The 14,585-nt window shown below is 31.2% G+C and carries 11 protein-coding genes; 5 read left to right on the forward strand and 6 right to left on the reverse strand.

The genetic code is table 11. The features are described from left to right. Positions 1-38: 38 nt before the first annotated feature. The 4 genes from gatB/aspS to Q0731_RS02930 all read right to left on the reverse strand — a co-directional run bounded on the left by gatB/aspS (position 39) and on the right by Q0731_RS02930 (position 6,616). On the reverse strand, positions 39-3,374 hold the full coding sequence (gene gatB/aspS / locus Q0731_RS02915; protein ID WP_299059626.1) for a bifunctional amidotransferase subunit GatB/aspartate--tRNA ligase AspS: 3,336 nt from the start codon (positions 3,372-3,374) through the stop codon (positions 39-41). After that, positions 3,374-4,771, reverse strand: coding sequence for an amidase family protein (locus tag Q0731_RS02920; RefSeq protein ID WP_299059629.1), 1,398 nt, complete (start codon positions 4,769-4,771; stop codon positions 3,374-3,376). Before Q0731_RS02920 ends, gatB/aspS begins: the two co-directional genes overlap by 1 nt. Before the next feature lie 70 nt (positions 4,772-4,841). After that, positions 4,842-5,099: a hypothetical protein gene (locus Q0731_RS02925; RefSeq protein ID WP_299059632.1), complete on the reverse strand. Its 258-nt coding sequence runs from the start codon at positions 5,097-5,099 to the stop codon at positions 4,842-4,844. 284 nt (positions 5,100-5,383) lie between these two features. After that, positions 5,384-6,616, reverse strand: coding sequence for a porin (locus tag Q0731_RS02930; protein WP_299059635.1), 1,233 nt, complete (start codon positions 6,614-6,616; stop codon positions 5,384-5,386). A 407-nt stretch (positions 6,617-7,023) separates the two neighbouring features. On the opposite strand from Q0731_RS02930, the gene gyrB reads away from it, so the two are divergent. Beyond that, positions 7,024-8,961 (forward strand): DNA topoisomerase (ATP-hydrolyzing) subunit B, encoded by a 1,938-nt coding sequence (gene gyrB / locus Q0731_RS02935; protein WP_299059637.1) that lies wholly within the window; start codon positions 7,024-7,026, stop codon positions 8,959-8,961. Positions 8,962-9,048: 87 nt separating this feature from the next. Here the strand turns inward: gyrB and Q0731_RS02940 are convergent, their stop codons facing one another. Together Q0731_RS02940 and Q0731_RS02945 are read right to left on the reverse strand one after the other, a co-directional pair. Next, on the reverse strand, positions 9,049-10,053 hold the full coding sequence (locus tag Q0731_RS02940) for a DUF6588 family protein (protein WP_299059640.1): 1,005 nt from the start codon (positions 10,051-10,053) through the stop codon (positions 9,049-9,051). A 36-nt stretch (positions 10,054-10,089) separates the two neighbouring features. Further along, positions 10,090-10,593: a hypothetical protein gene (locus Q0731_RS02945; RefSeq protein ID WP_299059643.1), complete on the reverse strand. Its 504-nt coding sequence runs from the start codon at positions 10,591-10,593 to the stop codon at positions 10,090-10,092. Positions 10,594-11,076: 483 nt separating this feature from the next. On the opposite strand from Q0731_RS02945, the gene Q0731_RS02950 reads away from it, so the two are divergent. From Q0731_RS02950 to Q0731_RS02965, 4 genes are all read left to right on the forward strand, one after another. After that, positions 11,077-12,468 (forward strand): chorismate-binding protein, encoded by a 1,392-nt coding sequence (locus Q0731_RS02950; RefSeq protein WP_299059646.1) that lies wholly within the window; start codon positions 11,077-11,079, stop codon positions 12,466-12,468. A gap of 71 nt (positions 12,469-12,539) precedes the next feature. Continuing rightward, a complete protein-coding gene (locus Q0731_RS02955; RefSeq protein WP_299059649.1) occupies positions 12,540-13,118 on the forward strand; it encodes an aminodeoxychorismate/anthranilate synthase component II in 579 nt (192 codons plus the stop codon). Between the two features lie 80 nt (positions 13,119-13,198). Next, positions 13,199-14,188, forward strand: coding sequence for an anthranilate phosphoribosyltransferase (gene trpD, locus Q0731_RS02960; RefSeq protein ID WP_299059652.1), 990 nt, complete (start codon positions 13,199-13,201; stop codon positions 14,186-14,188). Between the two features lie 19 nt (positions 14,189-14,207). After that, complete coding sequence (locus tag Q0731_RS02965) at positions 14,208-14,567, forward strand: four helix bundle protein (protein WP_299059655.1); 360 nt, start codon at positions 14,208-14,210, stop codon at positions 14,565-14,567. The last annotated feature ends 18 nt before the right edge of the window (positions 14,568-14,585 follow it).

Consider the following 14,585-nt stretch of genomic DNA (forward strand, 5'->3'; position numbering starts at 1 on the left):
TTTAATAGATATTGATTTATATTTTTTTTATAAATTAATTATTTTCTCATAATCTTCACATTCATCTCTTCTACTTTTTTATCAGATAAAATTGAAGGTGCATTAAATAATAAATCTTCAGATGAGCCTGTTTTAGGGAACGCCATTACCTCTCTAATAGACGCTTTTTTCTCTAAAATCATCATTAATCTGTCTACACCCCAAGCAATTCCTCCATGAGGTGGAGCTCCATATTGAAACGCTTTGTACATAGTACCAACACTTTTCATCATTTCTTCTTTATTATAGCCCATATTTTTATAGGTAGCTTCTAAAATGTCTGCTTTGTGAGCACGTACAGAACCTCCACCAATTTCAAAACCATTTAAAATTAAATCGTATTGTTGAGCAATGATGGTTCCTATCTCCTCTCCTTTTCCATTTATGTGTTTTTCTAAATCGTAAATTGCTGGCATAGAGAATGGGTTGTGTGTAAAGGTCCATCTTCCTTCGTCTGTTTTTTCAAACATTGGGAAATCTATTACCCAAGCAGGTCTTAATTCTTTCGGATTAATTAACTTAAACAAACGTCCCATTTCTTGACGAACAGCATCCAATGCTTTGTTTGCTGTTGCATAATCTGCTGCTGAGAAAAATACCACATCACCAACTTGTGCATTGGTAACTTTTATAATATTGGCAGCAATTTCTTCGCCTAAAAACTTAATAATTGGCGATTGTAAATCGTTTTCATTTACAATAATATATGCCAAACCACCTAACCCATTTTGTTGTGCAATGGTTGTTAAACTTTCTATTTGTCCTTTAGAAATACGTTTACCTCCTTGTTCTTCAGCAGAAACCTTAATACACTTTACAATTCCTCCTTCTTCAATTGGTTTACTAAAAACTTGAAAAGTGGTGTCTTTTACAATCTCAGTAATGTCTTGCATTTGCAATCCATAACGTAAATCTGGTCTATCACAACCATATTTATCCATGGCTTCTTTGTAAGTAATAACTTCAAACGGACGTAAAATCCACTTTTTACCATAAATTTTCTTTACAATTTCATTAAACATTTTGGTGTTTAAATCGATAATCTGTTGCATACTTGCATACGCCATTTCAATATCTAATTGTGTAAACTCTGGTTGTCTGTCTCCACGAGAATCTTCATCTCTAAAACAACGTGCAATTTGAAAATATTTTTCAAAACCACCAACCATTAACATTTGCTTAAATTGTTGTGGTGCTTGAGGTAAGGTGTAAAAAGAACCTGCTTGTTTTCTTGTTGGCACAATAAACTCTCTTGCTCCTTCATCTGTACCAGCAGTTAAAATAGGTGTTTCTATTTCTAAAAATTCTTCTTCATCTAAAATATCACGAAGTAGCTTAATTACTTTATGACGGTTTACAATTGCTTTACGAACCTCATCATTTCTATGATCTAAAAACTTGTATTGAAAACGAGTTGTTTCGTTCGTTTTCATGGCTCTTTTTATTTCAAAAGGTAGCGTTTTAGATAAGTTTAAAATTTCTAAAGCCGATGTTTCTAACTCTAACTTACCAGTTCTTAAACCTGCATTGTAATCATCTTCTTTACGCTGTACAACTTTACCTGTTACAGAGATAACAGATTCTGATTTTAGCTTAACTAATTCATCAATATTAGGAAAAGTTTCTTTACTTAAACGCACTTGAAATACTTGATTACTTGAATCTCTTAAATCAATAAAAATCAACTCTCCATGATCTCTAACACTTGCCACCCAACCAGATAAAGTAACGACTTGGTTAATTGAATCTTCTGATAACTGAGATATTTTATGCGTTCTGTACTCTTCTTTTATGATGATAGGTACTTTTGGTAATTCTTCTTCAGCTTTTGGTTTTTCGCTATTGACTGTTTGCTGTTGTTGGTTATTAGCTTTTGGTGTTTCTCTAACAGCTGAAGGCTCATTGCTAACAGCTTTTATAATCCCCTCACGAATTACTTTACCAGAAGCTCCTTTACCAATAATTCCGATAACTTTACCAACCAAAATACCAGCTTTCCCTTGGTTTCCTGCTTTAATATCGTTGGCAATTGCTTCGTTATCAGAAACTACTTTTAAAATAGCTTCTTCAATTTGAGATGCTGATATTGTGTTTGCTTCAAAATAAGCTGTATAATCAAATTTAGCATCATCTAATAAAGATTTTATGGCATTCTGTGCTAATACAACCGTAACTTTATCCTCTTTTAACAAAGAGAAAATAGCACTTAAATCTTTACTGTTTTGAATTTTAGAATAATCTTCTGGCTTAATGTTATTGGTTAATGTTTTTGCTACAAAAGAAGCATCTTTCACTTTGTTATTGATAGCAACAAACGTTTCTGAACGTAAAGAATCTGCTGTAAAAAACTTAGCATCTTGAGGTAAAACCCCTCCTTTTATCAAAATAGATTCTACTGCAAAAGGCAATGAACTTACATCTACATCGATACTTTCTACAACATTTTTAATATTTACAAAAGGCAAATCTGGCTCAGAAATAAAACGATAATCTGCTTCAAACTCCTTTTTACGCATTGTTTTGGTTTGCTTTAAATCTGCATCCCACAAAACTGTTGTTTGATCTGGTCTAAACTTTTTATTTTCTATGTAATAATTTAATTGCTTTTCTATTTCTTCTTGTAAAGCATCCACCATAAACTTAAAAGAATTTAAGTTTTTGATTTCTGTTCTTGGGTTTAAAACATCGGTATTTTTCTTTCTTAAGGATACAGAAACATCCGACTTAAATTCTCCTTTTTCTAAGTTTGCTTCTGATATTTTTAAATTTTGAACAATACGTTGAATGTATTGTGCATAGGTAGATGCATCTTCGATATTACGAACACAAGGCTCTGTAACAATTTCAATTAATGGCACACCTGCTTTGTTAAAATCTACCAAAGAAACCTTTTTCTCATGCATTAATTTTGCAGCATCTTCCTCAATATGAACTTGTGTTAATTCAACAGTAAATTGACTTCCATCGTTTCTAAAGCAAGAAACTTGTCCATCAGGAATTACAGGATTATGAAACTGCGTAATTTGAATATTTTTTGGATTATCTGGGTATTCATAATGTTTACGATCCCAAGAGATAATCTCGTTTGAAAAAGATGAACCAACTGCTTTTCCAAAATAGATAGCTTTTGTAATTGCTTCTTTGTTTATAGATGGCAAAACCCCCATTTGTCCTGTACAAACAGAACAGATATTTTGGTTTGGTTGTTCTATCTCTTGATTTGCACAAGAACAGAAAAGTTTTGTTTTTGTATTTAATCGAACGTGCGTTTCAAGACCAATTACTAATTCTAAATCGTGCTTTTCTATTAGCTTATTTAATTGTTCTAATTCCATTATAGTGTATCTTTTAAGAAGTTAGCAAACTTCAAAACAAGTTCGTCATTATTTTTTGCTGCGGTAATTTGTAATCCTGTTGCTGTTCCTTGTGGGACAGTTAAGGTTGGTAATTGTCCTAAACTAAAACCAACGGTATAAGCATCTGACAAGTACATTGCTAAAGGATCTTTTAAACTATCGCCAATTTTTGGAGGCGAACTTGGTGTAACAGGAGATAAAATGATAGCTACTTCTTTAAAATCTTTTTCAAAATTTTCAGAAATCTGGTCTCTTAAATTCAATCCTTTTAAATAAATTTCATCAGAAAAACCTTGAGATAACACTTGGTTTCCACCAACAATTCTACGTTTTGTTTCTTCAGAAAAATTTTCTGAACGTGTAATTGAATAGGTATCTTTAAGATTATCGCCTTCAATTCTTGCTCCATAATTTGTACCATCTAATCTAGATAAATTAGAGGCTGTTTCTGCCATTGCCAAAGTATAGTAAGTAGAAACTAAAGTGTCAGATTCAAAGAAATCTAATTCTTTTACTTCAATTCCTTTGGCTTTTATTTTCTCAATCGATACTAAAAAATCTGCTTTTACTTGTACATCAATTGCATCACTTTCTATAAAGTTTTTAAAATATCCAACGGTTTTAATTTCTTCAGATTTTAAAATATTTTCTTTTGATATTTCTTCTGATGGATATGTAGTTTGGTCTTTTACATCCTTACCACTCATCACATTTAAAACAATTCTAATATCTTCAATCGATTTTGCAATTGGTCCAACGCAGTCTGTTGATGATGCATAAGCCATTAATCCGTATCTAGAAATTCTACCATAAGTTGGTTTCAATCCGTAAATTTTATTATATCCTGCAGGCTGTCTAACAGAACCTCCTGTATCTCCACCAATTGAAAAAACAGTATAATCTTTTGCAACATTTACTGCAGAACCTCCACTTGAACCTCCTGCAACTAAATCTGTATTCATAGCATTTTTAACAGCACCAAAAATGGTGTTTTCAGATGATGAACCATGTCCAAAAGAATCGCAATTTTCTTTTACCAAAGGAATTGCACCTGCATCTAATAATTTCTGAATGGCAGTTGCTGTATAAGATGATTTATAGTTCTTTATCAAATCTGAACTTGCAGTTGTTAGAGTTCCTTGTACCATGTACACGTCTTTTATTCCAAAAGGAATCCCCTCTAACAAACCAATTTCCTCGCCTTTTGCAATTTTAGCATCTACTTTTGCAGCTAAATCTAATGCTAAACTATCTAAAAGTGAATTGACAGTATTGTGTGTATTCGATTTTAATAAATCTAACCTTTCTTGCACTAATTTTGTACAAGAAATTTCTTTGCTCACCAATTGCTGATGAATTTTATGTATTTGGCTCATTATGTAAGCTTTATTTTTTATTTCAGTCAGTTTGAACTAACAACTAAAAACCAACAACTAAAAACTATTTCTATTCTTCTATGACTTTAGATACCACTAAATAACCATCCTTTTCTTTTGGAAAATTTTCGATGATAATTTGTTTTTCAGCTTGTGGACTATCAATAACAACATCTTCCCTTAAATCATCTAAAGAGACTGCATTGGTATGATTTGTATTTGTAGCATTACTGTTTGAAGTATTTGCATTTTTAATTGCATCAAACAATTTACTTACAGCTTCAGATTCTTTTGCTCCTTTAATACTCGACAAAATGTCGACTGTCATTATTTTACTCATCTCTTCAATTTTAAAAAAAAAGCCTCCCAAATTATTGGAAGGCTTTATATATTTCTAAACAACAACCTTCGTTCCTACAAGTTAGGATTATTGAAATTAAGATTGTTATTATTATTTTTCATTTTTATTTTAATTGATGGCAAATATATACAGAATATATGTTATATTTTATTCTTTTTTAAGATTTTGTGTAACGTTTGATGTATTCTTTAAATAAATTGATGATATTACGATTCTTTTAAAGAAAATATGTTTTAAAAACTCTACTCAGGTTACTTCAAAGAAACCTGATATTGTAAAACAGCCATTCCTTTATATCCTTTTTGCTGAATGGTTGTTGCATCAAAAATAGGTCTGTGTTGGTAAGCTATTGTAAATTTACTATTATGTGTGCCGTTCAATAAAAAATTAACCCCAAAATCATACACTGTCATTTGGTCGTTTAAAGCATCCCAATCAGAACTTTGTATCGATATATTTGGCTGAATCACAAACAAATGATCTAAAAATTTTGTTTCTTTAAAAGCATACCCAAATTGCAGATACCAAGTTGCTCCTGTTCCAATCATAGGGAAAGCAACTCCTTGACCATTAAAATCAGAACCTCCTCCATTTGTTGGGTTATTTGCTCCAACATTTCGAATATAATCTTTTCCAAAATCGTACTCATAATAGCCTAAATAAGCAGTAATTGCATCCTTATTATTTAAAGGTAAATTCAAAAACGAATCTACTGCCCAATTTTTCATGTCATAAAAATTAGTAGTTGGCAATAATGCATCACCATCACTCATTGCTTTGTCTTGATATTGAAAACCCGCTCCAACATTAAATACTTTTTTTGCATTTCCGTAAGTTCCTGTTTGGTAAGCAGATTTGTTAGATTCATGCTCAAAAAACTGATATTTAATATACGATGAAGTTTTAATTCTAGGCATATTATTTGCAAAATTCACTTCTCCATCAGGAATTGCTGCACCTATAAAAGGTCTGTTAAAAGTAAAACGATAATCAATTTTACCAACTTGCCCTTTTACCCAAACCCCAAATAAACGGCCTAAATCGTCATTTTTTTCTACAGAATTTAAAGTAAACAAAGGGGTGTCTAAGCCCATCATTGTTTTACTAGAACGAATATTCCATCTACTTAAACCTTGCCAACCAGATTTACCAACACCTACTTCTAATGATTTGGCAAACGAATATTCTAAATATAAATCCAATGCCTCTAAAGCAAATGTTTTGTTTTTAAAATTATAATTATTCCCTCCAAAAATGGCATAAGCATATATTTTAGGGGTTATTTGAGACGAAACAGGTATTCTTAATCGTCTTACAGAAATGTCAAAAAAAGTAACTACAGGCTCATTGTTTATTAAAGACCCTTCATTTAAATCAGAATAACGCATCCAAATTTGAGAAGTTACATTCCATTTAATCGTTGGTTTATCTGTTTGCTTTTCTTGACTAAAAGTCATTATTGAAAACAAGGTCAATATTATCATCAAACTAACTTTTAAATCACTTTTCAATACATTCATACAACTATTCACTTTTATTTTACACAAAACTAAGTGTATATTACTTCTCAAAAAGTGACAAACATCATATTTTAAAAATAATACTTTTATTTACTAAACAGATGTTATATTGACTTTTTATAATACGTATCAAAAAAAATAAACATCAAAATAACGTAATTAAGAACTTTTGCAAGTTTCCAAAAAAACAAACTTCATAAAAAAAATAAATTTCAAAAATAAACACCTTTTTAATCGATTTAAGCCGTTTTTAGCTTTATTAACATTTTAAGTTTTTATCAACAAAGCTCTTTTAAAACTTAATTTTATGGCTATATTTGAAAAGATGTATTTAGTGTTATTAAAATAAAAAAACAAAATAAAAAGATATAATGAGCGAAGAAAACAAAGGTAATTACGATGCCTCCAGTATTCAGGCATTAGAAGGAATGGAGCATGTAAGAATGAGACCTTCCATGTATATTGGTGATGTTGGCATACGTGGTTTACACCATTTAGTTTATGAGGTTGTAGATAACTCTATTGATGAAGCAATGGGAGGTTATTGTGATACCATTGATGTTACAATTAATGAAGACAACTCGATTACTACAAAAGATAATGGTCGTGGAATTCCTGTTGGAATACACAAAAAAGAAGGCGTTTCTGCATTACAAGTAGTAATGACAAAAATTGGTGCTGGAGGTAAGTTTGATAAAGATTCTTACAAAGTTTCTGGTGGTTTGCATGGTGTTGGTGTAAGTTGTGTAAATGCACTTTCTGACCTTTTAGTGGCAACTGTTCACAAAGAAGGAAAAATTTGGAGACAAGAATATTCTCAAGGAAAGGCTTTATACCCTGTAAAAACAATTGGCGAAACTGATTTTACTGGTACCATTGTTACTTTTACACCAGATAAAACAATTTTTAAGCAAAGTACAGAATACAATTACGATACTTTAGCAACAAGAATGCGTGAGTTATCTTACTTAAATAAAGGAATTACAATTACTTTAACAGATAGACGTAATAAAGATGATGAAGGAAACTTTATTTCTGAAGTTTTTCATTCTGATGAAGGTTTGCCTGAATTTATTAAATATTTAGATTCTACCCGTGAGCAATTAACCTCTAGCGTTATTGCAATGGAAGGAGAAAAAAATGGCATTCCTGTTGAAGTTGCTATGGTTTACAACACTTCTTATGCAGAAAATTTACATTCGTATGTAAACAATATCAACACACATGAAGGTGGGACACATTTATCTGGATTTAGACGTGGTTTAACCGGAACATTAAAAAAGTATGCAGACAGTTCTGGATTGCTTAAGAATGTAAAGTTTGAAATTTCTGGGGATGATTTTCGTGAAGGTTTAACTGCTATTGTTTCTGTAAAAGTTGCAGAACCACAATTTGAAGGGCAAACAAAAACAAAGTTAGGAAACAGGGAGGTTTCTGCAGCAGTAAGTCAAGCAGTTTCAGAAATGCTGACAGATTATTTAGAGGAAAACCCAAATGACGCAAAAACCATTGTACAAAAAGTAATATTAGCAGCTACAGCAAGACACGCAGCAAGTAAAGCCAGAGAAATGGTGCAGCGTAAAACAGTGATGTCTATTGGTGGCTTGCCTGGTAAATTATCTGATTGCTCTGAAACAGATCCTGCTCAGTGTGAAATTTTCTTAGTTGAGGGAGATTCTGCAGGTGGAACAGCAAAACAAGGTAGAGACAGAAATTTTCAAGCAATTTTACCACTTCGTGGAAAGATTTTAAATGTTGAAAAAGCAATGCAACATAAAGTTTTTGAAAATGAAGAAATCAAAAACATGTTTACTGCACTAGGTGTTTCTATTGGTACTGAAGAAGATCCAAGAGCTCTAAACTTATCTAAAATACGTTACCATAAAGTAGTAATTATGTGTGATGCTGATGTTGATGGATCTCATATTGCTACTTTAATATTAACGTTCTTTTTTAGATACATGAGAGAAATGGTGGAGCAAGGATATATTTATATTGCAACTCCTCCTTTATACTTAGTAAAAAAAGGTCAGAAAAAAGAATATGCTTGGGACGACAATCAACGTGATTTAATTGCTCAAAAATTAGGAGGAAGTGTATCTATCCAAAGATATAAAGGTCTTGGAGAGATGAACGCAGAACAACTTTGGGACACTACAATGAACCCTGAATTTAGAACCCTAAGAAAAGTAGTAATTGACAGCCCAACAGAAGCAGATAGAGTTTTTTCTATGCTAATGGGTGATGAAGTGCCACCTCGTAGAGATTTTATAGAACGTAATGCAAAATATGCCAATATAGATGTTTAATCTAAATTAAAAACACAACCCCTTACTATTAAAAAAAGGTGTAAGAAATTAATTCTTACACCTTTTTATTGTTTATAAAATAAGTTTTTATCTAATAGTAAAACCAGCTCTTACTGAAAGTGTATTGTACTCTTGTATTGCATAATCTGCACTTATATTAAGAAATAACAGTTTTATAGACAAACCTAGGTTTGCTCTTACAGAGCTTCCAGAATAATTTAAACTTACTGGGTCTGTAAATGTTTGTGAATCTGTTTCATAATTACCTAACATATTTACGTCAGTTTCATAAGAAGTAGTACCCACGCCACCAAATAATGTAAAAATAGCTAATTTCTTAGAAGCTAATATTTGAAACATAGTGGTCTTAGTATTAAATTCTACTGCTTGTGTTGGGTTATTGTTAGCATCTAAAAACGCTTTAGATTTTATGTTATTCCAACCTGCAAAAGCAGACACATCAAAAGGTAATTTATTAATAAAAGGTACCCATTGCTTTAAATCGTGCATTACACCAATTCCAAAAGTAGAAAACTCAAATTCTGGCTCAGATTGTTGTGGTACAAATCTAACTTTTACATCTGTATTTTTAAAAAGACCTACACCTAATTGCACCATCGCAGAAGGCACCACATTATAACCTATTGCCTCTTTTAAACCAGAACCTGGTAAAGCAGAAGTAGATATTTTACCATCAGTAGAAGAAAATTCTAACAAAGGTCTATCATCTAAACTCTGAGAACCAAAAAGACTTGGTAATTGAGCAGAAGCTGTTGGATCATTTGGATTGGCATCTAATTTAATATTTGCGTAATCTGAGTTTGTAAACGTAAATGTTTCATCGGTTTTAGGTACAAAAGCTGCATTTGCAATTACAGCAACATCTATTCCCAAAAGCTTGTGTGCTTTGGCTGTTGTGTACCAACCACCGTTAATTCCATTCCCAAAACCAGCTGCAAATGGCTTTAAATATCCTTTCATCAATAACTGAGCATCTTCAGTACCACCCTCTAAAACAGATTCTAAATCTATTTGAGAAAATGAAAGAAAACTGCAAAACGTAAAAAATATAATTGATATGCTTTTTTTCATAGTAATTAAATTTGGTTAGTTAATTAAAATTCGTTTTTACAATTCTACAGTTCCTGTAATTGTAGGTGTAACTACAAGTGTAAAGCTATCATTATCATCTGTAATAGGACCATTGGTAGTATTTCCTTCTAAAGTAATACCAAATTGTCCTGATGCTGATGAACTCTGAATAAGCGTAAGTATGTTTCTTGCTGCTGCAGGTACTGTTACAACTGATTCTACAGAACTTAAACTCACAGTCTCTGAAGTAAATAAAGTAATTCCTCCAACTTTTACAGTTATATTACCTTCTATTGTTCCTCCACTGTAATTCTCTAGTTTTAATCCTACAGATTCTATCTCAGCTGCTACAAAAACATCAACACCATCTACTAATTCAGATATATCTGCTGTATCTGTAATTGAGTAAGATGATTTTCCATCTAAATCTGTCACTGTAATAGAAGTAGATGTATCAGTCTTTACTACCTGTTGTATTGGTCCATTTTCTTCACAACTGCTAAAAGCTAGTATTGCAACTAGTAATACTAAAGTCTTCATAATTCTAAAATTTTTCATAATTTCTAGGTTTTTTTATTAAATATATTAAGTTTGTTAAACACAAATGTAGCAATTATTTATTTGGAAAAAAACTAATAACTTGATATTAGTTATATTAAATGTTTCTATCGTTTAAAAAGCTATAGAAACTTTTTGGTGATTTTTAATATAAATAAGATTTTAAAAAGTAAAAAAGTTAACTAAATAATTCATTTTAAAGGTTGCCTAATATAAAAATCTATCTTACTTTTGTAGTACAAATGAAAAACAATACAAAAAATACATGGTGGTGGAACTCTCTTAGTTAATAAGTGAGAAAACACCTTTATGTATATAACATAATAAAAGGCTTATCTCACGATAAGCCTTTTCGCTTTTTACTAAGCTTCATTAAGAGGAAGTTATGAAGAAGTAATGTTTTTATCAACAAATAGATTGCCAGAGCAAATGAAAAATTCTGCTTCGCAATCATAGAATAGAATTATGAAAAAATTACAATTTAAAACAATACATAAAACAAAATTAGCAGACACTATTACACCTGTAGGTTTGTATTTACGTTTTAGAGATAAATTTGCGAACACTTTATTGTTAGAAAGCTCAGATTATCATAGCAAGGAAGAAAGTTTCTCTTTTATTGCAATTGACCCAATAGTTACTATGAAAGTTGATGATTCTCAGTTTTCTATTTTTCACAAAGGGGCAGAAATAGAGACTCACCCCATCAATAAAAACTTCTATAATTTATTTGATCAATTTACAAATTCTATAGATTTTGATTGTCCTACTGAGTTAAAATCTTTTAATGGTTTGTATGGTTACACTACTTTTGATTCTGTTCAATATTTCGAAAACATCAAATTTTCAAACCCAAAAGCACCTTCTGCAATACCAGAAATGCAATATAGTTTTTACCGTTTTATCATTGCCATCAATCATTTTAATGATGAAATGACGTTGATAGAAAATATTGAAGAAGGATCAGCATCTCGCATTAAAGAAATTCAGACAATTATTGATGCTCAAACTTTTAACACGCAAAAGTTCGAAATTGTTGGCGAAGAAACATCAAACGTAAAAGGAGATGAATTTATAGACTATGTAAAAAAAGCAAAATCACACTGTAAAAGAGGCGATGTTTTTCAGTTGGTTTTATCACGCCAATTTCAACAAAAATTTAAAGGAGACGAGTTTAATGTATACAGAGCATTACGTTCTATCAACCCATCACCTTATTTGTTTTATTTTGATTATGGTTCGTTTAAATTAATGGGCTCTTCACCAGAAGCACAAATTAAAATATCCGAAGGAAAAGCAACCATTAACCCAATTGCTGGTACGTTTAGAAGAACTGGTGATATGGCAGAAGACATTAAATTAGGTAAAAAGTTATCCGCAGATAAAAAAGAAACAGCAGAACATGTAATGTTGGTAGATTTGGCTCGTAACGATTTAAGTATCCATGCAGATAATGTTACTGTAGATGTTTTTAAAGAAGTACAATATTTTAGTCATGTAATTCATTTGGTTTCTACAGTTAGAGGAACTATTAAAGGAAACCCAATAGAAATTGTGGGTGATACTTTTCCTGCCGGAACTTTAAGTGGTGCACCAAAATACAAAGCAATGCAATTGATCGACAAATATGAAAATCAAACACGTGGTTTTTATGGTGGTGCAGTAGGTATTATTGGTTTTGATGGCTCTGTAAATTTGGCAATTGCCATTCGCTCTTTTGTAAGTAAAAACAACGTTTTGTATTCACAAGCAGGTGCAGGAATCGTAATTCATTCCGATGAAAAAAAGGAATTACAAGAAGTAAATAATAAATTAGCAGCGTTAAAAAAAGCGTTGATTTTAGCAGAGAATATTTAAAAATAGCTTTTTGCTGTTAGTGGTTAGCTATTTGCTAATTGCCAAAAGCTAAAAGCCAAAAGCTTTATATAATGAAAATATTAATTTTAGACAATTACGATTCTTTTACCTACAATTTGGTGCATTTGGTAGAAAAAATTACAGGAAAATTTCCTACAGTTTTTAGAAACGATGAAATCAGTATTGCAGATGTAGGAAACTACGATATCATTATGTTATCTCCAGGTCCAGGAATACCAGATGAAGCAGGTATTTTAAAAGACGTAATTAAAACCTACGCAGGTATAAAACCAATTTTCGGAGTTTGTTTGGGCTTACAAGCAATTACAGAAGTTTTTGGTGGAACCATTATCAATTTAGACGATGTTTTTCATGGAGTTGCTACAGAAATGAGGGTCACAGACCCTTTAGCCATAATTTTTAAGGACGTTCCTGAAACATTTTTAGCTGCTCGTTATCATTCTTGGGCTGCAACAGATGAAAATTTCCCAGAAGAAATACAAGTAACAGCAAGAGACGAAGATGGATTAATTCAGGCAATTCAGCATAAAGTATTTCCAATTTCAGCAGTTCAATTTCATCCAGAATCGATTTTGACTGATGTTGGAGAACAGTTGGTAAGGAATTTTATAAATAGTGTTAAAAAGTAATCAAGTTTAAAGTATATAAAGTTTTGAGTGAGAATAACTTTTCAACTTTATTACCTTCAACCTTTTAGAACTTAATTTAGATGAAAGCAATTTTAAACAAACTATACAATCACGAAAGATTATCTAAAACAGAAGCCACACAAATCTTAAAAGATATTGCCGCAGAAAAATACAATGATGCACATTTGGCTTCTTTTATGACTGTTTTTATGATGCGTCCTATTACTGCAGATGAACTTGCTGGTTTTAGAGTTGCTTTAAAAGAATTATCTATAAAAGTAGATTTATCAGATTATAATACCATTGATATTGTAGGAACTGGTGGAGATGGAAAAGATACGTTTAATATTTCTACATTGACCTCTTTTATCGTTGCAGGAACCGGACAAAAAGTAGCTAAACATGGTAATTATTCCGTTTCTTCTCAATCTGGTTCATCAGACATGTTAGAAAGTTTTGGGTATTATTTTACCAATGATGAAACTATTTTAAAAGAACACATAGAAAAAGCAAATATTTGTTTTTTACATGCTCCAAAATTTCATCCTGCAATGAAAGCTGTTGGCCCCACCAGAAAAGCTTTGGCTTTAAAAACATTTTTTAACATGTTAGGCCCTTTGGTAAACCCAAGTTCGCCAAAAAATCATTTATTAGGTACTTTTAATTTAGAAATTGCACGTTTGTATAATTACATTTTACAAGAAGAAAATATTAATTACGGAATTATACATGCCTTAGATGGTTATGATGAAATTTCTTTAACAAGCGGATTTAAATTTTTCACTAAAAAAGGAGAACAAATTATAAATCCAGAAGATTTAGGACAGAAAAGAATTCAACAATCAGAAATTTTTGGAGGCACTTCTGTTGCAGATGCTGCAAAAATATTCAAATCTATTATAGAAGGAAAAGGAACAGAAGCACAAAATAATGTAGTATTAACAAATGCTGCTTTTGCTCTAACTATTGTTGATGAAAACAAGTCTTTTGAAAACGCATTTAGTGAAGCTAAAGATTCTCTTTTTGGGTTGAAAGCAAAAGAATGTTTACATTCTTTAATTACGAATTAGTAATTATGAATTACTACTCATGAAAAAGGATAATATAATTCAAATCAAAAGTTATAATTTCGCAGTTCGTGTAGTAAAATTATACAAACATTTATCACAAGAAAAGAAAGAGTTTGTTTTAAGTAAACAATTGTTGCGTTCAGGAACATCAATTGGAGCAAATATTGAAGAAGCAATTGGAGGTCAAAGTAGAAAAGACTTTTTTGCAAAATTAACAATCGCTTATAAAGAAGCCAGAGAATCTCATTATTGGATTCGCTTATTAAAGGATACTGATTTCTTATCTGAAAAAGAATCAACATCACTATTAACAGATATTGAAGAAATTTTAAAAATTATCGGAAGTATTCAAAAAACAGTTAGAAACACAAATTCGTAATTCTTAATTTAGAATTCA

It is taken from the genome of uncultured Polaribacter sp. (genome assembly GCF_947497695.1).
Classification (GTDB): Bacteria; Bacteroidota; Bacteroidia; order Flavobacteriales; family Flavobacteriaceae; genus Polaribacter.